The organism is Nocardia sp. NPDC004654 (assembly GCF_040609595.1).
Classification (GTDB): Bacteria; Actinomycetota; Actinomycetes; order Mycobacteriales; family Mycobacteriaceae; genus Nocardia.
The window spans coordinates 638,062-658,402 of the sequence record NZ_JBEXKI010000003.1; the positions used below are offsets into that span (position 1 = coordinate 638,062).

Consider the following 20,341-nt stretch of genomic DNA (forward strand, 5'->3'; position numbering starts at 1 on the left):
CATGGCGACCTCCTGCGCCCACCCGTAATCTCGGAAACGTGACGGCCACCGAGCTGCGGCAGGACCTTCCCCCGGCGCGCGATCGCCGCCGAATGACTTGGCTCGCCGTCGAATTCGCCGCGCTCTACTTCGGGCTGGTCGGCGGCTACGCCGCGCTGGGCAGTCCGGGCAGCCCCATTCCGTTCCTGATCGTGCTCGCCGTCGGCGCGCATTTCTGGCTGCGCGAACAGCGGGTGCCCACCTACGGGCTCCGCGATCACTTCCGCTCGCTGCGCGCCGTGCTGCCGTCGATGCTCGCCCTGTGGGTCGCCGCCGCCGTCGCCATCGGTGTCGCGCTCGCCGTGCTCAGCCCGGACCGGCTTTTCGAGCTGCCGCGCACCGAACCGCTGCTGTGGGCGATGGTCATGGTGTTCTATCCGCTGTTCTCGGTGTATCCGCAGGAACTGATCTTCCGGAAGTTCCTGTTCCAGCGGTACGCGCCCGCCTTCGGCACCGGGTGGGCGTTGGTCGCGGCGAACGCCGCCGCATTCGGCTTCGCGCACATCATCTTCGGCAACTGGATCGCTGTGGCGCTGACCTTGGTCGGCGGCGTGCTCTTCGGCTACCGGTACCGGCGGACCGGCTCGCTGCTGGTGGTGTCGGTCGAGCACGCGCTGTACGGCTGCCTCGCCTTCACCATCGGCCTCGGCGGTTTCCTCTACCACGGCGCGAGCTGATTCGACCGAGTTCAGCTCAGGCGGTAGGTGAGCCGCGCGAACTGCCCCATTCGCTGGACGTCGAACAGCGTCATCCGATCGGACAGGATGCGGCGCGGCAGCAGCGGCGCTCCGCCTCCCAGCGTCACCGGCGTGATGCCGACGATCACCTCGTCGAGCAGACCCGCGTCGGCGAACAGCCCGGCCAGCTCGCCACCCCCGACGATCCAGATATTCCGCTCGCCCGCCGCCTCGGCCATCAGCTCGTGCACCGGCTCGACGGCACCCGAGACGAAACGCAGATTCGCGCCGGGAACGGCGGGCAGCTCGCGGTGGGTGAACACCCAGCAGGGCCGGTCACCGTAGTTGTCGTGCCAGTACTGCGGCGATTCGTTGGCCGTGATCCACTCGTAGGTCGTCGCGCCCATGCACATGGCGCCGACGCCGCTGAGGAACACGCCGATGTCATCGGTGGCGGAGTCCGCGTCGGCGACGGCGAACAGCCAGCTCAGCGAGTTGTCCCGGTCGGCGAGGTAGCCGTCGAGACTGGCCGCGGTGTAGTACTGGGTCGTCATGGTCTCGATCCTCACACCGAAACCTGACACCTTCGGTCAGCGTTTGCCGGTCATCGTGACGGCGGCGCGCAGACGCCGCACGCCCTCGTCGAGGGTTTCGTCGCGCTTGCAGAAGGTGAACCGCACCAGGTGATTCCACGCGGGCTTGTCGTCGGCGAAGACGCTGACGGGCACCGCGGCGACGCCGATCAGTTCCGGGATCTCCCGGCAGAACTCGAGTCCGTCGGCGCGGCCGGTCGGCCTGAGGTCGGCGCAGACGAAATAGCCTCCGCCACTGACCTTCACGTCGAAACCCGCGTCGGCGAGGGCGGCGGAGAGGCGAAGGCGCTTGTCGGAGAGAACATCTCGCAACCAGGCGACCCAGTCGAGCTCGTTGGTCAGCGCGTGCGCGACAGCGGGCTGGAACGGCCCGCCGCCGACGAAGGTGAGGAACTGCTTGGCGGCGAGCACGCCGTCGATGAGGTAGGCGGGGCCGCACGCCCAGCCGATCTTCCAGCCGGTGACGCTGAAAGTCTTTGCGGCGCTGGACACCACGACGGTCCGCTCGGCCATGCCGGGCAGCGTCGCCAGGCTGATGTGCTCGTTGTCGTCGTAGACGAGGTGCTCGTAGACCTCGTCGGTGAGCACGATCAGGTCGTGCTCGCAGGCCAGTTCGGCGATCGCGGTCAGATCGGCGCGGTCGAGGACGGTGCCGGTCGGGTTGTGCGGCGAGTTGACCACCAGCATCCGCGTCCGCGAGGTGATCGCGGCGCGCAGGCTGTCCAGATCCAAGACGAAACGATCGCCGTCGGCCACCAGCCGAGCCGTGCGCCGCTGCGTGCCCGCCAGCGCGATCGCCGCCGCGTAGGAGTCGTAGTACGGCTCGATCAGCACCACCTCCTCACCCGGCTCGACCAGCCCGAGCATGGCGGCGCTGACCGCCTCGGTCGCGCCGACGGTGACGAGCACCTCGGTGTCCGGGTCGTATTCGGTGCCGTAGCGGCGGGCCCGGTCGGCCGCGATGGCGCGGCGCAGCACCGGCATGCCGCGCCCGGGGGGGTACTGGTTGACGCCGTCGGCGATGGCCTGCCTGGCCACCTCCAACATGCCCGCGGGCCCGTCCGTGTCGGGGAAGCCCTGACCGAGGTTCACCGCCTCGTGCCGTACGGCGAGCTCGGTCATCTCGGCGAAGATCGTGGCGGCGAAGGGGCGGAGGCGAGCGACGGTCGCGGGGCGTGCGGGCATACCCCGGAGAGTAGCGGAGCGATCGCCATTGTTGCCATCAGATAGCGAAAGGCTATGTTTCACTTTCTTTTTGATGCCCCTACCTGCGCTGTTGTGCGTTCTCCCATGGGCAGCTAGCCTCGCCGTGTTCTATCTCACAAGCCGCCGCCCCGCGGCGGTGTCTCGAAAGGGGCGCTCATGGCCTCGTATCTCGACCTCGTACTGCATCCGGCCGCGTCGGAGGTCGCCGGAACCGTACTCGGTCTGATTCGCGAAGTGGCGCACGATCTGATCGCCGGCACCGGTGATTGGTTCACCGGATCGTCGACCGGCGACTGGTTCACCGGATCCACCACCGGCAACGGCGGCACCGGATCCTCGACGGGCGACTGGTTCACCGGTTCGACGACCCCCTGACCCGTCCGATCCGCCGGGTCGGGCGATGAGGGTCCGGCCCGGCGGTTCAGGCCAGCCGCACGCCGGTCAGCTTGGCGGGGTTGGCGTGATCGTAAGTGCCCCAGACCAATCCGTCGCGCACCGTGAAACCGACGACCCGCGCCGGATGCCAATCCTGCTCCTCGGTCTCCGAGTCCAGATTCATCACGAGCCCCAATTGCCCGTTCACCGTGGCGAATTCGTAGCGAGTCGCGGCCTGATCGGTGTCGCCGATGCCGTACTTGCGAACCAGACCCAGCATGAAGCGGGCGATCTTCTCCGCGCCGCCGACGATGTTCACCGCCGTGGAGGTGGTGCCGTTGGCGTCGCCGATCAGCACCGAATCCGGGTGCAGCGCACGAGCGACCGCGGCGACGTCGCCGGTCGCCAGCGCCGCGAGCAAGCGACGAACGGCCGCCTCGTGCTCGTCGTCCGATACCGGGGCGGGCACGCCATCGACCGCCTTGCGCGCCCGAACGGCCAACTGCCGCGCGGCATCCGCGGAGACGCCGAGAACTTCGGCGATTTCGTCGAACGGCACCGCCAACCCGTCGTGCAGCACGAACGCCACCCGCTGCGGCGGGGTGAGGGTATCCAGCACGACCATCGCGGCCATGCGGTATTCCTGCCTGCGCACCACCGATTCCAGCGGATCCGGCGTACTCGACGGCGTGACGCCCGTGACGATCGGCTCCGGCAACCATTGCCCCACATAGGTTTCCCGGCGCGACGCCGCACTGCGCAAGTGGTCCAAGCAGATTCGGCTCACCACGGTGGTCAACCAAGCCCGCAGATCGTCGATCTCGGACTGGTGGGTCCCCGCCAACCGCAGAAAACTCTCCTGCACCGCGTCCTCGGCGTCGCCGACGCTGCCCGTCAGCCGGTAGGCGACGGAAAGCAAATGAGCCCGATGCGATTCGAACAAGTCGGCGAGAAGAGCGGCAACCATCGGGCCGATTCTACGGTCCGCTTGGTCGGGCGATCACCGCGGTATCCATCCGGTCATCCGATAACCGGATGCCCCCGTCGACCCGTCCGTGTCACGATGGCTCGATGGAGATCCGCACGCTCTCGGACGGCGCGGTCTGGCTTTCCCCGCCCACCGCGGCCGATACCGATGTCATCATCGCCCGCTGCCAGCACCCGTCCATCGGCGAGTGGACGACGATCCCGGTGCCGTACGGCCCGGCGGACGCCGAGAAATTCTTCGCCGACTTCGTCGTACCGGGCTGGGCCGCGCGCAGCCCGACCTGGGCGCTGCGCCTCGCGGCGGACGGACCCGTCATCGGCATGATCGGCCTCGAGCAAAAAGACCCGACCGCGTGCGAGATCGGTTTCTGGCTCGGCCCCGAGCACCGCGGCCGTGGCCACATGTCGCGCGCGGTGGCGGTGGTCTGCGCATTCGGCTTCGCCGCCGACGGCATGGGACTGGCTCGGATCAGCTGGCGCGCGTTCGTCGGCAACTACGCGTCGGCGGCCGCGGTGCGCCGCAACGGGTTTCGCTACGAGGGTCTGGCGCGGCTCGGGGGGGTGGCAGCGCGGCGTCCGGCGCGACGAGTGGCTGGCGGCGCGCCTGCACAGCGATCCGCCGGGCCAGGTCGCCGATTGGCCCGCGGAGTTCCCGGCGCTCCGCGACACTGTCCCCCATGGGTGATGACGGGAATCGCTGGTTCGTGAACGCCCCGGCGCTCGGACCCGCAGACGACAACGCGCGAACCGGGGGTAAAAGGACGGTCGGCCGTGGGTGACGCACGCTTCCACTGGTTCGCCGACACGATGACGCTCGGGCGCGCGGATCGGGTCCTGGAGATCGGCCCCGGCGCGAGCCCGTCGCTGTCGCTGCTGGCCGACCGAGTGCCCGAGGGGCGCGTCATCGGCGTCGAGCGCTCCGCGACGGCGATCACTCGCGCGGCGGAACGGTTGCGCGCCGCCGGGCTCGATCCATCGGTCCACGGCGCACCGCCCGGCGAGAGCACCCGCGCCCGAAGTTCGCGCACAGGCGGCACCGAGCCGCGCGAAGGCGAAGCGTCGCATGGTGATCCGGGCCGCGTCGGTCTGGTGCACGCCGAGCTGACTGGACTGCGACCGGAACAGGTGCTCGACGATTTCGGGATCGACGCCTTCGACAAGATCCTCGCGGTCAACGTCAACCTGTTCTGGACCAAACGGCCCACCGCCGAACTCGCACTGATCCGGCGCCTGCTCGCGCAGGGCGGCGTGCTCTACCTCTGCTACGGATACGGCGATCCGGATGGTGCGGCGGCATCGCCGAAGCCGCCGCCGGGGCGGCTCGGTGAACACTTGGCCCAGGCCGGGTTCACCGAGCGCACCGTCGCCTCCGGCGATCTGCTCTGCGTGATCGGCGAGCTGGATTAGTGCCGCGTCCGGAATGCTCGGCGCGGTAGCCGACCGAAGGCCACCTACATCCGGCATTGGCTCGTCACCCCCTTTCACACGCCTCACAGGCTCGCTGGCGCTGTGAGGCGTCGAAAGGATGGTCAGCCCGCGCGGCGCTGAGCGACGGCGTCGGCGAGGCGGTCCAGCTGGGCCGCGGTGGTGGACCAGTCGATGCAGGCGTCGGTGATGGACTGGCCGTAGGTGAGGTCCGCGGCGCGGCCGAGGGTGAGATCCTGACGCCCCGCGACCAGGAAGCTCTCCAGCATCACGCCGACGACGCTGCGCTCGCCACCGGCGATGCGCTCCGCGATGTCGGTGACCACGTCGACCTGCTTGTTGTGGTCCTTGTTGCTGTTGCCGTGGCTGGCGTCCACCACGATGCGCTGCGGCAGGCTCGCCTTCTCCAGGCGCAGGCAGGCCTCGGCGACGGAGGCCGCGTCGAAGTTCGGGCCGGTGCTGCCGCCGCGCAGAATCACGTGGCAGTCGGGGTTGCCGGTGGTGCGGATCAGCGCCGAGCGGCCGTCGAGATCGGTGCCGGGGAAGACGTGGCTGGCCGCCGCGGCGCGCACGCCGTCCACGGCCACCTGCACGTCGCCGTCCGTGCCGTTCTTGATGCCGACCGGCATGGACAGCGCGCTGCTCAGCTGACGGTGCACCTGGCTGGCCGCGGTGCGCGCGCCGATCGCGCCGTAGGAGACCAGGTCCGCGATGTACTGCGGGGTGATCGGGTCGAGGAACTCACAGGCCACCGGCAGACCGAGGGCGGTGATGTCGACGAGCACCTTGCGACCGATGCCGAGACCGGTGTTGACGTCGAACGAGCCGTCCAGGTGCGGGTCGTTGATCAGGCCCTTCCAGCCGAGGCTGGTGCGCGGCTTCTCGAAGTAGACGCGCATCACCACGTGCAGCCGGTCGCTCAGCTCGGCGGCCTTCTCGGCCAGCCGCCGCGCGTAGTCCAGCGCCGCCGCGGGATCGTGCACGGAACACGGGCCGACGATGACCATCAGGCGGTCGTCGGCGCCGTCGAGCACGTCCACCGTGGCCTTGCGGCCCGCGCGGACGGTGTCGGCCAGCGCATCGCTGATCGGGTGCACCATGCGCACCTCGGCCGGCGAGCGTAACGGGCTCACGGAGAGGGTGCGCTGGTCGTCGAGATCGGAATGCCGCGCGTCGACGTCGGCTGCGGTTGTCATCTGTGTGGGTTCCTTTTCGTCAAGGCCGACCCACGGACATGAATACCGTCGAGCCGGTCCATCATCCGGCTCGGGGTGGAAGAAGTCAGCGCATGTGGTTGCCGCAGACCGACCCACCCAGGGCCGGCTTGCTAAACCAGAAATACGCGCGCTGCACGTCGGTCACTGTACCAGGCGTTGGCAGCCGGGTGACGCAGGGGCCAATTTCCATGATCGAGACGGCGTCGGTCGTCACATCGATACTCGTCGGCTACCGGCCCCGAGGCCAGGAACGTGATCAGCTCCACTGATCCGGCTGCTACCCGCCCGCGACGACGTTCATCCGGTTGTCGACGTCGATCAGTGCGATGAGCGCGGCGCGATCTGCTCGGCGTAGCGCGTCCACCGTCAGGAGAAGGAGTAGGTGACGCCCGTGAGCTTCTCCGACAACTCCCACAGCCCCCTGGCGACGGCCTCGTCGCGGGACTGCCTGGTCGAACCCGAGATGCCCGGGTAGCCGCGCATGCCGCCGAGTCCGGTGGGGCCGTAGAACGCGCCCGGCTCGATCGGCGTGACGGTGGCGGCGTAAAGCTCTGGCAGCGCGCCCATTTCGGCGCTCTGCGCGAACAGCCGGTTGCCGACCGACATGATCGGGTCGAGCAGCGACTCGGTGTGCGACTGCAATTCGGTCGCGGCGTAGCCGGGGTGCGCGGCCACCGAGATCTTGCCGGAACCGGCGGCGGTCAGCTTGCGCTGCAACTCGTAGGCGAACATCAGGTTGGCCAGCTTGGCCTGCCCGTAGGCGGCCCAGCGCTGGTATTTCCTGCGCTCCCAGTTCAAGTCGTCCAGGTCGATCCTGCCGATGGCGTGCGCGCCGCTGGACACCGTGACCACCCGGTCCGAGACCTTGTCCAGCAGTAGGCCGGTCAGCGCGAAGTGGCCGAGATGGTTGGTGCCGACCTGCATTTCGAAGCCGTCTTTGGTGCGCCCCTCGGGCACCGCCATGACGCCCGCGTTGTTGATCAGCACGTCGACTCGGTCCACCGATTCGGCGAACTCGCGCACCGAGGAGAGATCGGCCAGATCGAGCGCGCGCACCGTGGCGCGCTCGCCGAGCTCGGCGGCGACCTTCTCCCCCTTGGCGACGTTGCGGCAGGCCAGCACCACATCGGCCCCCGCCCCGGCGAGCGCACGCGCCGCCACCGCGCCCAAGCCGCTGTTCGCGCCGGTGACGATGAACGTCCGGCCGGTCTGATCGGGGATGTTCGAGGCGTCCCAACGGGTCATGCCGGGAAGTTTAGTCCCGGAAGCGCGACCCGTCGCCCCGATCGAATCGAGGCGACGGGAAACCGCGTCAGGCCTGGGCGAGGATCTCCTCGTCGGTCATGGCCGCGACCTCCAGATACAGCTCGGCGACCTCGTCCAGCCGGTCCGGCGTGCCCGCCTCGGCCTCCTTCGCGAGCAAGCGCTCGGCCAGCCCCGCCACCGTCCGGCCGACGAGGATGTCCGCGACCAGCGCGTGCTCCGCGTCGAGCCATTCGCGGACCCGGGCGATCGCCGTCGTCGCGAGCACCGAGTCGCCGCCGAGCCCGAAGAAGTCGTCGTGCACGCCGAGCCGCGGCACACCGAGCACCTCGGCGATGATGGCCGCGAGCGCCGACTCCAGCGGCGTGCGCGGCGCGAGGTCCGCGGTGTCCTGCGCCGAGGGCTCGAGCAGCGCGACGACCGCGCGGCGGTCTAGCTTGCCGTTGTCGGTGAGCGGCATGTCCTCCAGGAGTTCGATGCGAGTCGGAATCATGTAGCCGGGCAACAGATCCGAGATCGCGCCGACCAGATCCACAGTGCTGCCCGGGAACCCGGCCACAGCCGCGACCAGCTTCGGCGCACCCGTTCCGACCACGGCCGCGACCGCGTGCCGGACGCCCGGCGCGGTGCGCAGCGCGCTCTCCACCTCACCGAGTTCCACGCGGTAGCCACGGATCTGCACCTGGTGGTCGGCGCGGCCGAGGAATTCGATCGTGCCGTCCGGCCAGTAGCGGGCCATGTCGCCGGTGCGGTACCAGCGGATGTCGTCGTGCGTCACGAACCGTTCGGCGGTGCGCTCGGGATCGTTGCGGTAACCCGCGGCGACGTTCGCGCCGCCCACCCAGAATTCGCCCGGCACCCAGTCCGGGCAGTCGCGGCCCGCCGAATTGACCACGCGGCAGCGCACATTGCGCAGCGGAACGCCGAACGGCACCGTCGTCCAGTGCGCGGGCGGATCGCTGACCTCGCAAATGGTGTTGTGGATGGACGTTTCGGTCGCGCCGCCCAGGCCGGAGAAGCGGCAGCCGGGCACCTGCGCGGCGAGCCTGCGCGCGAGATCGGCGCCGACCCAGTCGCCGCCGAGGGTCACCGCGCGCAGCGAGTCGCCCAGTTCGTCGCCGCCGATCTCGAGGATCATGTCGAGCATGCTCGGCACGCAGTTGAGGATGGTCACCCGGAAGTGCCGCAACAGCTCGACCCAGGTGGTCGCCTCCTCGCGCTGCCTCGGGTTCAGCGCGACGACGGAGCCGCCGACCGAGAACATGCCGAAGATGTCGTAGACCGAGGCGTCGAACTCCAGGGCGGACAGCCCGAGTACCCGGTCGCCGGGACCGACCCCGAACCAGTCGTTCACGGCGTCGATGGTGTTCATCGGGCCGCTGTGCGGTAGGTCGACGCCCTTGGGCACGCCGGTCGAACCGGAGGTGAACAGCACGTATGCGATGGCCGAGGTATCCGGGATCACGGGCGCGGCAAGCGGATTCGGGTGCTGTGCGGCCTGCGAGACCGGCACGCAGGCGATCTCGGGACTTCCCATGTCCGCACCGTCGACGGTGAGCGCGGCCACCACCTCGCCAGTGCGCAGGATTTCCGCGCGCCTGCCCACCGGCTGGTCGAAGCCGATCGGCACGTAGGTCGCGCCCGCCGCGAGCACGCCGAGCACCGCGAGGATCTGATCCGGGCCCTTCGGCAACTGCACCGCGACGGTATCGCCTTGCCGCACCCCCTGATCCCGCAGCGCACCGGCAACGGCCAGTGCCTGCGCGGCCAATTCGCCGTAGCTCCATCCGCCGTCGACGCCGTCGGTCTGCCACAGCACCGCGGGCGCGTCAGGCGTCGCCGCGGCGTGCTGGAAGAAGCCCTCGTGCAGCGCGCGGCCGGTCACCGGTCCGTCGGTCGCGTTGACCTGCGTGCGCACGGTGGCCTGCGCGAGCGGAAGACGTACCGCCGCCTCGGCATTCCACCCGGCCTCGCCCGCGCCGAGCCGCGCGATGGCGTCGGTGTAGCTGGTGAACATCGCGTCGATCACGCCTTCGGGGAAGGCGGATTCGCGCACGTCCCAGTTCAGCAGCAGGCCGCCGCGCACCTCGGTGACCTGCGCGTCGAGCAGCACCTGCGGGCCCTGCGAGATGATCCAGACCGGCTCGCCGAAGGTCTCGGTCACCGAATCGGCGAACAGCTCGCCGAGATTGAGCGCACTGGTGTAGACGATCGGCGCGAGCACCGGCTCGCCGCGGTGGCGGCCGAGGTCGCGCAGCACCTCGAGGCCGGAATAGGCGGTGTGCGCGCCGCTTTCGTGCATCGAGCGCTGCAACGCCCGAGCACGGTCGGCGACCGTCAAGTCCGCGCTGACATCCACCTCGAGCATGATCGACGACGTGAAATCGCCGATCACGCGATCGATGTCGGGATGCACCGGCTCACGGTGGAACAGCGGCACGTTCAACAGGAATCGGCTCTGCGCGGACCAGCCGCCGATGGTTTCCGCGAACACCGCGGCCAGCGCCATGGCCGGGGTGATGCCGCGCGCGTGCGCGGCGTCCAGCAGCCGCTGCTTGGCCTCCGGCTCGAGCCAGTGGTTGTAGCGGACGGTCCGGTGCGGGTCGGCGCGCTCGCTGACCGGAATGGTCGGCAGCTCGGGCGAACCGGGCAGCCGCGACAGCCGTTCCTGCCACCACTGCTTGTCGCGCTCCCGCGCGGCCGCGTCGATCTGGCGTTCGGTGCGGTAGCGGCGGTAGCTGTAGGTCTCGGCGGGCAGCGACCCCCCGTGGTAGAGCTCCGCGAGGTCGGAGATCAGGACGCGGTAGCTCATGGCGTCGCCCGCGAGCATGTCGACGTCGAGGTGCAGGCGGGTGCGGTCGTCGGCCAGCAGGCTGAGCGTCACGTCGAGGACCTGCGCGGCCTCGATGTCGAGACGCTGGTGGGTCTTGCTGTCGCGCAGGCGTTCCAGCTCGGCGGCCGCGGCTTCGGCGGACTCCGCGCGCAGGTCGACGACGGAGAACACCGGACGGCCGGGCGCGGGCATCGTCTGCTGCGTTCCATCCGGCAGCACCCGGGTGCGCAGCATCGGGTGCGCGGCGACCAGGGCCGCGACGGCGCGCTCGAGCCGCTCGGGATCGACGGCGGAACCGTCGAATTCGACGTACAGGTGGGCGGCGACGCCGCCCAGATCCTGTTCGTCGGAGCGGCCGATCCAGTACGCGTGCTGCATGGTCGCCAGCGGGAAGGGCTCGGATTCGTCCCCTGCCTCGGCGGATTCGACCAGTGCGGTGGCCGACTCGACGGGCGCTGTACCGGATTCGGCGAGTGCCACGGCAGATTCGCCCGTCTCGGCGTCCGACTCCGCGGCTGCGGCTTCTGCGGGTGCGGCGCCCGCGCCGAGCAACCGGGACCATTCCGCGACGGTCGGCGTGGCGGCCAGCTGGGCGAAGTTGACGTCCGCGCCGCGCTTGCGCCAACCACCGGCCAGTTTCATGGTCCGGATGGAATCCAGGCCCAGCTGGATCAGATCGTCCTCGTCGGCGATCGCGTCGATATCGATGCCGAGTTGCCCGGCGATCGCGGCGCGGATCTCGTCCCGGCCGATCACCGCGTGCGCGGCGCTCCCCGCTCCGCCTCCCGGTCGCTGTGCTGGCTCCATGTGCCGCTGTACTCCTTGTTCGCCGCCGCATCCGGCGGATCGAGACTGCTCGGCGATAGCGTATCGCACTGGGATAGGGTTGCCTAACCTACATAAAGAGACCCTAATTACTAGATCCGAGAACTACCCGTTCCGACTTTGTGAGGCGGCCCGTGACCACCACATCCAGCACCCACCGAGAGGGCTACGTCCCCTTCCCCGCCGACGCGGCCGAGAACTATCGGGCCGCCGGCTACTGGACCGGCCGCGCGCTCGGCGACCTGCTGCGCGAGACCGCGCGCAAGGAGCCGGGGCGCACCGCGCTGATCACCGACGCGGGGGAGCGCAGTTACGCGGAAGTGGACGCCGAGGCCGATCGGATGGCGCACGGTCTGCTCGCGCTGGGCATCGTGCCGGGCGACCGCGTCGTCGTGCAGTTGCCCAACGTGCCCGAGTTCCTGACGGTGCTGTTCGGTCTGCTGCGGGCGGGCATCATCCCGGTGCTGACGCTGCCCGCGCACCGCAGGGCCGAAATCGAGCATCTGGCCGCGCTTTCCGAGGCGGTGGGTTACGTCATCGTCGACCGGCACGGCGATTTCGACTACCGGGAACTGGCCGCGACGGTGCGCGAGTCGGTGCCGAGCTTGCGCCACGTGCTCGTGCTCGGCGAGCCGGGCGCGTTCACCGACCTGAATTCGGTACCCCGCGACGGCGCTGGGCTCGACGGCGCTGTGTTGTCGCTCCCCGAGGTCGACCCGAGCGACATCGCGCTGATGCTGGTCTCGGGCGGCACCACCGGCCTGCCCAAGCTGATCGCCCGCACGCACGACGATTACGCATACAACGCCACCGCGAGCGCCGCGGTGTGCGAGCTCACCGCCGATGACGTCTACCTGGCGACGCTGCCCGCCGCGCACAACTTCCCGCTCGCCTGCCCCGGCATCCTCGGCACCGTGAGCGTCGGCGGCGCGGTCGCGTTCGTCACCGATCCGAGCCCCGAGAGCGCCTTCGCCGCCATCGAGAAGCACCGGGTCACGGTCACCGCCGTGGTACCGCCGCTGGCCCAGTTGTGGTGCGCGGCAACCGAATGGGAGGACGCCGACCTCGCCTCGCTGCGCCTGCTCCAAGTCGGCGGCGCGCGTCTGGCCGAGGTGAACGCCGTCGAGGTCACCCCCGCTCTCGGCGCCACCTTGCAGCAGGTGTTCGGCATGGCCGAGGGTCTGCTCAACTACACCCGGCTCGACGATCCGGCCGAGCTGCTGCACACCACCCAGGGCAGACCGCTCTCCCCCGCCGACGAGGTGCGGGTGGTGGACGGCGAAGGCAACGACGTCGCGCCGGGCGAGGAGGGTGAGCTGCTCACCAAGGGCCCCTATACGATTCGCGGCTACTACCGCGCGCCCGAGCACAACGCCCGCGCCTTCACTCCCGACGGCTACTACCGCAGCGGCGACCTGGTCCGTCGCCTCCCGTCCGGCCACCTCGTGGTCTCCGGCCGGATCAAGGACGTGATCAACCGCGGCGGCGAGAACATCTCCTGCGACGAGCTCGAGGAGCACCTGCTCGCCCATCCGGCCGTCCGGCACGCCGCCGCGGTCGGGCTGCCGGACGCGGCGCTCGGCGAAAAGGTCTGCGCGGTACTGGTCGTCGACGGCGCGATGCCGACCCTGGCCGAAATCAAGACCTTCCTCACCGACCGTGGCCTCGCCACCTACAAGCTGCCCGACGTGCTGCGCCAGGCGGACAAGCTGCCGATCACCGCGGTCGGCAAGATCGATAAGAAGGCGCTGCGCGCCCAGTAGTACGGTCACGCGACTCGACATGCCGGTCGCGACTCGTCCCGGCACCGATCCGACGACACGGGCCGCCCACCGAATGGTGGGCGGCCCGTTGGTCTTTCGACGTGCGCTCGACTCTCGGCGTCCGCTACGCCTTGACGACGTACGGCGCGACGCTACCGAGCTTTTCGCAGGTCTCCTCGAATTCCCGCTCGGGACGGGACTGTCCGACGATGCCCGCGCCCGCGCGCAGCCAGGCGCCCTCGGTGGTCTGGTAGACCGCGCGCAGCACCAGCGTGGCCTCCATCGCGCCGGTCGGCGAGATCGTCACCACCGCACCGGAGTACAGCCCGCGCGGCGCACCGTCGAGGCGGAAGACCGAGTCGACGCCCTCGCGCTTGGGGATGCCGGACGCGGTGACCGACGGGAAGAGCACCTCGAGCGCGTCCCAGCTGGAGCGATCGGCGGCCAGCCTGCCGCGCACGGTGGAGGCGAGGTGCTGCACGCTGCCGCGCTCGCGCACCGCCATGAAATCGGACACCGCGGGCGTACCGGGATCGGCGACCGCGCTGATCTCGGCGAACGAGGTCTGCACCGAAATGGCGTGCTCCACGATCTCTTTCGGATCGCTGACCAGGTCGGCGCGGGCCGCCATGTCGACCTCCGCGCCGAGGCCGAAGGCGCGGGTGCCCGCCAGCGGCTCGGTGGTGACCACCCGGTCCTCGTCGACGGAGGCGACCAGCTCCGGGCTGAAGCCCGCGGCTTCGAGACCGCCGAGCCGCAGCAGGAAGGAGCGGGCGGGCGTGTTGTTCGCCCGGCCGAGCCGGTAGGTGGCGGGCACGTCGACCGCGAACGGCAGCTCGACCTTCCTGGAGAGGATGACCTTCTGGTAACGGCCGGAACGGATTTCCGCGACAGCCTCGGCGACCCGGTCGCGGTAACCGGTCGGATCCACCCGGATGTCGGCCGGGTGCGGCGTCGGCAGCTCGCTGCCCTGCGCCTCGGCGATGAGATCGTGGATGTCACCGGTCTCGCTCGGCGTGGCGCCCGAGATGCGAATACCGGATTCGTCCACACGGACCTCGATGCGCGGAATCATCAGGTGCGCCAAGGGCGTCCGCTCGTCCAGGTGCGCGGTCGCGTCCAGCGCCCACGCGCAGAACTCGAATCCGATCCAGCCGTAGGCGCGACGGCCGTCCAGCGGCAGCAGGCCGAGGGCCTCGTCCAGAGCTCGCGCGGGCGTGCCCGTCCAGCTCGTGGTGGTGGTCTTCCCCTCCCAGGTGACGCGCAGTTCGCGCACGTCGAGTTCGATGCTGCCGATCGGATCGGCCGCGAACACCCACTCCCCCGGACGTTCGTACATCACGTACTCGCCGAAACTATCCGCCGCAGCCAGCCGTGACATCGCTGCCGCCGGATCGGTTACATACTCTACGCGCAAGCGCTCGTCCGTGGTCGACAACGATCCTCCAAGGTAACCCTGACCTAACTTCGAGAGGTAAGGTTAGCATTACCTCGGCACCGCGAAAGTGTGCTCGCGACCACAGGATGTTTATTGCGGCAAACGCCCTGGGCGACACCGGTTATCCGGCCGCAACGGCCGCCGCGCACTGTCGGACACTCCGCCGCGCGCTTCCCGCGACCGCCGCTCCCCGCCTGCCGCGCCCGCGTTCGGGGGCAGCCCGCTGCGCGCGTTCACCGCACCGGAATCGAACTCGCCGCGCGGAGTGCCTGCGCACAGCGGCGCGGCAGGCTTGAATGAAGGAAGCGTCACCTGCGGAGGGAAGAACATCGATGATCGATCACCGCGGCGGCTCGCCGACGAAGTCAGCTACCGCGCCCCGGTCGGTGGTGGCGCTGGTGGACGCCACCTCCGGGGTCGAGCGCGAACTGGTCGGCGCCTGGCTCGGCGACGGCGGCATCGCCAAGGAGATCGGCACCGACGCGCCGATCACCCAGCTCGACCTGGACTCGGACGCGATCGCGGACAGGCTGGTCGGTCGCCGCGACGACCCGCTGGTGGTGCCGATCCGGGTGCTCTGGCTGCCGCCCGAGCGCGACGGCGTGCGCCGGATGACCTTCGCCGATCTGGCGATGCTGACCAATCCCCGCAAACCACACTGGCTCGCGCAGCGCAAGCTGGTGCGCAAATCGCCGGACCGGCACGTGATCCTGACCGGGCAACCCGCTCTGCTGAGCGAGCTGCGCGTCAACAATCCCGAGGCCTCCGCGCTGCACGCGGCGGGAACCGCCGAGCCGTTCGCCCGCGCCATCCTGCGCGCCGCGGTGGTCGCGCTGGAACGCGCGGAGCGGTCCATCATCGGCGACCGATACAAGGTGCCCCGGCTGGTGGCCGAGGAGATCCTCGACTCCCCCGACTTCTTGCGCAGGCTGGAGCTGATCGCCGACCGGATCGGCGCGGATCCCCAGGAGGTGTATCGCCGCGCGGAGCGGGCGCTCAACGAACTGGTCGCCGCGCAGAGCCGGACGGTCTCGGATCTGTTCACCCAGGCCATGCGCCCGGTGCACGCCTCGACGTGGAAGGTCGACACCGACGACTCCGGCCTTGCCGCGCTGCGCGCGCTCAACCGCCGCTATCCGCTGGTCTTCCTGCCCTCGCACCGTTCCTACGTGGACGCGTTCGTGCTCGGTGACGTGCTGGCCCGCAACGACTTCCCGCCCAACCACGTGATCGGCGGCGCCAATCTGCGGTTCTGGCCGCTCGGCCCGATCGCGCGGCGCACCGGCACGGTGTTCATCCGGCGTAGCTTCGGCGACGACGAGGTCTACAAGGCGGTGGTCGAGGAGTACTTCGCCTACCTGGTCGCCAAACGCTTCAACCTGGAGTGGTACTTCGAGGGCGGCCGCACCCGCACCGGCAAGCTGCGCCCGCCGCGTTACGGCCTGCTCAACTACCTCGCCGCCGCGGTGCGCGCCGACCGCGTCGACGACGTCATGCTGGTCCCGGTATCGATCACCTACGAGCGACTCAACGAACTCGGCGCCATCGCCACCGAACAGGCGGGCGGCACCAAGAAACCGGAGGGGCTGGCCTGGATGGCGCGCTACATCCGCAGCCAGCAGCATTCGGCGGGCCGCGTCTACGTCCGCTTCGGCGCGCCGCTCTCGGCCCGCGACCGGCTGGCCGCGCACGGCGACCCGCTCGCTCCGCCGCGGATCTCGATTCCCTTGCACCACACCGAATCGGTCGCCGAGCCGGTCGCCGACACCGATCCGGAAACCATGGAGCGGGAGCGAAAGGCCGTGCAGCGCCTGGCTTTCGAGATCGCCGTCGGGATCAACACGGTCACGCCCATCACCGTCAACTCGCTGGTCACACTGGCCCTGCTCGGCGTGGACGAGCGCGCGCTCACCCTCGGCGAGGTCCGCTCGCTGCTCGCGCCGGTGCTCGGCTACATCGAGAAGCGCGAGCTGCCCAGCGGTGAACTCGACGCGCTGCGCGACGAACCGAACCTGGCCGTTGTGCTGGAACAGCTTTCGCTGGCCAAGGTGGTGACCGTCTATCGCGGCGGCCTGGAGCCGGTGTATTCGATCGAGAGCGGCGCGCACCTGGAGGCCGCGTTCTACCGCAACAGCGCCGTGCACTGGTTCGTGAACCGGGCGATCCTGGAATTGTCGATCCTCGCCGCGGTGGATTCCGGTGCGCCCGACCAGCTTCGGACCGGATGGGACGAGGCGTTCCGGCTGCGCGACCTGTTGAAGTTCGAGTTCTTCTTCCCGGACCGCGCGGAATTCACCACCCAGATCACCGCCGAGATGCTGCTCGTCGATCCGGAGTGGAACGGACGCAGCCGCAAGGACACCCTCGGCACCGACATCCTCGGGAAGCTCACCGCCTCCGGATTCATGATGGCCCACCGCGTGCTGCGCTCGTTCTTCGACGCGCAGCTCGTCGTCGCCGAGCGGTTGGCCGCGCGCGATCCCGGCGCCGCGATCGACCGCAAGGAATTCCTCGACGAATGTGTGTCGGTGGGCAGGCAGATGCTGCTCCAGCAGCGCCTGCACAGCCCGGAATCGGTGTCCACCGAACTGTTCGGCAGTGCGCTGAAACTGGCCGACAACCACGGGCTGCTGCGGCCGGTATCGGGGACCTCGGCCAAGGACCGCACCGAATTGATCGCGCGCCGTGCCGAATTCGCCGATCGGCTGCGCGGTATCGGGGCCCGCATCGCGCAGGCCGCGGCCCTCGACCCGTCCAACATCCCGGGGCTGGGGGCGCGATGAGCCAGGCCGCAGCCCCGCGCCCGGCCGCCGATGATCGAGGCGGATCGGGCGAGGCGCCCGCCGATCTCGGCGCGATGTTGTCCGCCATCCGATCCGGGCCGCAGGGACCCGAGATCGCCGCGGTGTTCGACTTCGGCGGCACTGTCGTGGACGGGTTCCCCCGGCCGCCGCTGTATCGCAGGGCGTTGGGCGGCGGCGCGCGCGGCCTGTCCGCGACGCTGCTCGGCAGCATCCGCAACGGGCTGACCGACGGCGAGTACAGCCGCTTCCTCCAGCAGGCCGCCCAGGTGCTGGCCGGGCGGACCGAGGACGAGCTCGACGAACTAGGCGTCCAGCTGTTCCGCCGCGCCGTCTACGGGCACCTGTATCCCGAAGCGTGGCAATTGATCCGGACGCACGAGGCGGCCGGGCACACCGTGGTGCTGACCAGTTCGCTGACCAGGTTCCAGGTCGCGCCCGCCGCCGCCGCGCTCGGCGTCCGGCACGTGCTCTGCACCGAGATGGCCACCAGCGACGGCCTGCTCACCGGCTACACCGCGGGGAAGACCCTGTGGCGGCACGGCAAAGCCGACGCCGTGCGCACGTTCGCCTCGGCCAACGGCATCGACCTGAGCCGCAGTTACGCCTACGCCGACGGTGTCGCGGACCTACCGGTGCTCGCGCTCGTGGGCCACCCGGTCGCCGTCAACCCCGAACGCAAGCTGGGCGCGATGGCGACCGACAACGCCTGGCCGTCGCTGGCCTTCCGGCCGCGCAAAGCGCCTCGGCCGCTGGACTACCTGCGCACGATCGCCGGTTTCGCGGCGCTGATCGGCGGCGCGGTGTTCGGCGTGCTCGCCAAGTCGTACACCGGGCAGCGCAGGAAGATGGCCGACGCGCTGATGGCGTACGGCACCGGCGCGACGCTGCGCGCGCTCGGCGTGCGCGTCCGGGTGACCGGCGCCGAGCACGCGCGAGGGCCGCGCCCCGCCGTCTTCCTGTTCAACCACCAGAGCCAGTTCGACGTGATCATCGTGCCGAACGTGATCGGCGGCGGTGTCACCGGCATCGGCAAGAAGGAGTTGACCCGCAACCCCCTGTTCGGTCCGCTGATGCGCTTCGTCGGCGTGACCTTCATCGACCGATCGGACACCCATCGCGCCAGAGCGGCGCTGGCGCCCGTGGTCGAGACGCTGCGCGGGGGGCTGTCGATCGCCGTCTCGCCGGAGGGAACCCGTTCGTACACACCGGAAGTCGGGCCGTTCAAGAAGGGCGCCTTCCACATCGCGCACCAGGCGGGCGTTCCGGTGATCCCGGTGGTGATCCGCAACGCGGGCGAGATCTCCTGGCGCAATTCGATGATCGCGCGGCGCGGGACGGTGGACGTCGCGATCCTGGCGCCCATCGATGTGCGCGACTGGGATCCGGCGGCGATGAACGAGCAGGTCGAGACGGTACGGCAGCTGTTTCTTGCGACGTTGCTCGACTGGCCGAACACCGGATCGAGTGATATGGAACACACTGCGCCGCAACGCGATTGACCTAAACAATTCTTGAGGTTTCAAGATGGGTCTCACAACGAATTCACAGCTTCGCCTCAGGAGACCGGAACCATGTCTGTCGCACACGCCACCACCGCACCCACCATCCAGATCCCCGCCGTGAACCGCCGGGTCGCCGTCCTCGGCGCGGTCGCCGCCGGCGTGCTGGCCAACCTCGTCGTCTGGCTGATCGGCGCCGCCGCGGGCGGCTCCTTCGTCATTGTCGACGGCACGACCACCCAGGACGTCGCGCCCGGCGGCGTGATCGTCATGTCCGCCGTCCCGCTGGCGGTCGGGCTGACCGCCGCCGCCCTGCTGTCCTACCGCTGGGTGGGCGTGCTGCGGATCGCCGCGGTGGTCGGCTCGGTGTTGAGCCTCGCCACCATCGTGGGCACCGTCGCCGCCAACTTCGACACCGCGTCCACCATGGCACTGTCGATCATGCACGTGCTGCTGGTGCCGGTCATCGTTGTCAGCATGGAGGGCCTGCGCAAGCACCTGATCGAGCGCTGAGCCCGGCCGAGTGGGCACCGAACACAACAGAGCCCCGCCTCCGTTTCCCGGACGCGGGGCTCTGCGGTGTGGTCAGACCGAGCGGCCGAACAGCAGCTTCCACGGCATCAGCGCCGACTCCAGCTGCACCTTCAGACTCATCTTCGAGGCGCCCAGGGTGCGCTCCTCGAACCGGATCGGCACCTCGGCGATCGCGATGCCCCGCTTGACCGTCCGGTAGTTCATCTCGACCTGGAACGAGTAGCCGTTGCTCCGGATCGAGGCCACGTCGATGGCGCGCAGCGTGTCGGCCTTCCATGCCTTGAAGCCCGCGGTGGCGTCCTTGACGCCCAAGCGCAGGATCAGGTTCACGTAGAAGTTCGCCCACGCCGAGAGCGCCTTGCGGTACCACTTCCACTCCTCGGCGGTGGAACCGCCCGGGACGTACCGCGAGCCGAGCACGACGCCCGCCTCGGTGTCGCGCAGCTTCTCCAGCATGGCCGGAATCACCTCGGCCGGGTGCGAGAGATCGGCGTCCATCTGAATCACCACGTCGGCGCCTTCGTCCAGCGCCCGGGTGATACCGGCGACGTAGGCGCGGCCGAGTCCGTCCTTCTCGGTGCGGTGCAGCACGCCGACCACGTTCGGCAGCTCGGCGGCCAGCTTGTCGGCGACCTCCCCGGTGCCGTCCGGCGAGTTGTCGTCGACGACGAGGACGTGCAGGTCGGCCACCGGCAGCGCCGTCAGCCGCTCCACCGCCACCGGCAGATTCTCCCGCTCGTTGTAGGTCGGCACAACAACGGTAACCCTCAAGGGTCGCCCTCCCTGCTCACCTGGTCCGGCCCGCAGCCCACGCCGGACCGCCGAGCACTCGTTCGATTCTGAGAAACCGTACTCGATCGACC

Annotated in this window: 16 protein-coding genes and 1 pseudogene; 8 read left to right on the top strand and 9 right to left on the bottom strand. The window is 69.8% G+C overall.

All coding sequences use genetic code 11. The annotated features are described in order from the left end of the window. The first annotated feature begins 38 nt into the window (after nucleotides 1-38). Nucleotides 39-716: a CPBP family intramembrane glutamic endopeptidase gene (locus ABZV58_RS12730; RefSeq protein WP_355000274.1), complete on the top strand. Its 678-nt coding sequence runs from the start codon at nucleotides 39-41 to the stop codon at nucleotides 714-716. 11 nt (nucleotides 717-727) lie between these two features. Here the strand turns inward: ABZV58_RS12730 and ABZV58_RS12735 are convergent, their stop codons facing one another. Together ABZV58_RS12735 and ABZV58_RS12740 are read right to left on the bottom strand one after the other, a co-directional pair. Then, nucleotides 728-1,285, bottom strand: a complete 558-nt coding sequence (locus tag ABZV58_RS12735) for a dihydrofolate reductase family protein (protein WP_355000275.1) — start codon at nucleotides 1,283-1,285, stop codon at nucleotides 728-730. A 21-nt stretch (nucleotides 1,286-1,306) separates the two neighbouring features. Next, entirely contained in the window at nucleotides 1,307-2,494 is a 1,188-nt protein-coding gene (locus ABZV58_RS12740; RefSeq protein ID WP_355000276.1) for a pyridoxal phosphate-dependent aminotransferase, read from the bottom strand. Nucleotides 2,495-2,671: 177 nt separating this feature from the next. Here ABZV58_RS12740 and ABZV58_RS12745 point away from each other — a divergent pair, with 177 nt between their 5' ends. Further along, a complete protein-coding gene (locus ABZV58_RS12745; RefSeq protein WP_355000277.1) occupies nucleotides 2,672-2,890 on the top strand; it encodes a hypothetical protein in 219 nt (72 codons plus the stop codon). A 46-nt stretch (nucleotides 2,891-2,936) separates the two neighbouring features. Here the strand turns inward: ABZV58_RS12745 and ABZV58_RS12750 are convergent, their stop codons facing one another. Then, complete coding sequence (locus ABZV58_RS12750; protein WP_355000278.1) at nucleotides 2,937-3,857, bottom strand: sigma-70 family RNA polymerase sigma factor; 921 nt, start codon at nucleotides 3,855-3,857, stop codon at nucleotides 2,937-2,939. Between the two features lie 104 nt (nucleotides 3,858-3,961). On the opposite strand from ABZV58_RS12750, the pseudogene ABZV58_RS12755 reads away from it, so the two are divergent. Together ABZV58_RS12755 and ABZV58_RS12760 are read left to right on the top strand one after the other, a co-directional pair. Further along, nucleotides 3,962-4,562: pseudogene (locus ABZV58_RS12755) on the top strand (GNAT family N-acetyltransferase). A gap of 86 nt (nucleotides 4,563-4,648) precedes the next feature. Beyond that, nucleotides 4,649-5,284, top strand: a complete 636-nt coding sequence (locus ABZV58_RS12760; RefSeq protein WP_355000279.1) for a class I SAM-dependent methyltransferase — start codon at nucleotides 4,649-4,651, stop codon at nucleotides 5,282-5,284. 122 nt (nucleotides 5,285-5,406) lie between these two features. Here ABZV58_RS12760 and ABZV58_RS12765 read toward each other — a convergent pair whose 3' ends face one another. From ABZV58_RS12765 to ABZV58_RS12780, 4 genes are all read right to left on the bottom strand, one after another. Beyond that, entirely contained in the window at nucleotides 5,407-6,498 is a 1,092-nt protein-coding gene (locus tag ABZV58_RS12765; RefSeq protein ID WP_355000280.1) for a 3-deoxy-7-phosphoheptulonate synthase, read from the bottom strand. Nucleotides 6,499-6,583: 85 nt separating this feature from the next. Then, complete coding sequence (locus ABZV58_RS12770; protein WP_355000281.1) at nucleotides 6,584-6,733, bottom strand: hypothetical protein; 150 nt, start codon at nucleotides 6,731-6,733, stop codon at nucleotides 6,584-6,586. Between the two features lie 152 nt (nucleotides 6,734-6,885). Beyond that, nucleotides 6,886-7,764, bottom strand: a complete 879-nt coding sequence (locus ABZV58_RS12775) for an oxidoreductase (protein WP_355000282.1) — start codon at nucleotides 7,762-7,764, stop codon at nucleotides 6,886-6,888. A 67-nt stretch (nucleotides 7,765-7,831) separates the two neighbouring features. Then, on the bottom strand, nucleotides 7,832-11,422 hold the full coding sequence (locus ABZV58_RS12780; RefSeq protein ID WP_355000283.1) for an amino acid adenylation domain-containing protein: 3,591 nt from the start codon (nucleotides 11,420-11,422) through the stop codon (nucleotides 7,832-7,834). 152 nt (nucleotides 11,423-11,574) lie between these two features. On the opposite strand from ABZV58_RS12780, the gene ABZV58_RS12785 reads away from it, so the two are divergent. Beyond that, nucleotides 11,575-13,203: an AMP-binding protein gene (locus ABZV58_RS12785; protein ID WP_355000284.1), complete on the top strand. Its 1,629-nt coding sequence runs from the start codon at nucleotides 11,575-11,577 to the stop codon at nucleotides 13,201-13,203. A 124-nt stretch (nucleotides 13,204-13,327) separates the two neighbouring features. Here the strand turns inward: ABZV58_RS12785 and nbtS are convergent, their stop codons facing one another. Then, the gene (gene nbtS / locus ABZV58_RS12790; protein WP_355000285.1) at nucleotides 13,328-14,641 is read right to left on the bottom strand and encodes a nocobactin biosynthesis salicylate synthase NbtS; all 1,314 of its coding nucleotides are present in this window, start codon (nucleotides 14,639-14,641) and stop codon (nucleotides 13,328-13,330) included. Nucleotides 14,642-14,973: 332 nt separating this feature from the next. Here nbtS and ABZV58_RS12795 point away from each other — a divergent pair, with 332 nt between their 5' ends. The 3 genes from ABZV58_RS12795 to ABZV58_RS12805 all read left to right on the top strand — a co-directional run bounded on the left by ABZV58_RS12795 (nucleotide 14,974) and on the right by ABZV58_RS12805 (nucleotide 19,457). Further along, nucleotides 14,974-17,424, top strand: a complete 2,451-nt coding sequence (locus tag ABZV58_RS12795; protein WP_355000286.1) for a glycerol-3-phosphate 1-O-acyltransferase — start codon at nucleotides 14,974-14,976, stop codon at nucleotides 17,422-17,424. Continuing rightward, a complete protein-coding gene (locus ABZV58_RS12800; RefSeq protein WP_355000287.1) occupies nucleotides 17,421-18,944 on the top strand; it encodes an HAD-IB family hydrolase in 1,524 nt (507 codons plus the stop codon). Before ABZV58_RS12795 ends, ABZV58_RS12800 begins: the two co-directional genes overlap by 4 nt. Before the next feature lie 72 nt (nucleotides 18,945-19,016). Then, on the top strand, nucleotides 19,017-19,457 hold the full coding sequence (locus tag ABZV58_RS12805; RefSeq protein ID WP_355000288.1) for a DUF6069 family protein: 441 nt from the start codon (nucleotides 19,017-19,019) through the stop codon (nucleotides 19,455-19,457). A gap of 72 nt (nucleotides 19,458-19,529) precedes the next feature. Here the strand turns inward: ABZV58_RS12805 and ABZV58_RS12810 are convergent, their stop codons facing one another. Then, nucleotides 19,530-20,249, bottom strand: a complete 720-nt coding sequence (locus ABZV58_RS12810; protein ID WP_355000289.1) for a polyprenol monophosphomannose synthase — start codon at nucleotides 20,247-20,249, stop codon at nucleotides 19,530-19,532. Nucleotides 20,250-20,341: the final 92 nt, after the last annotated feature.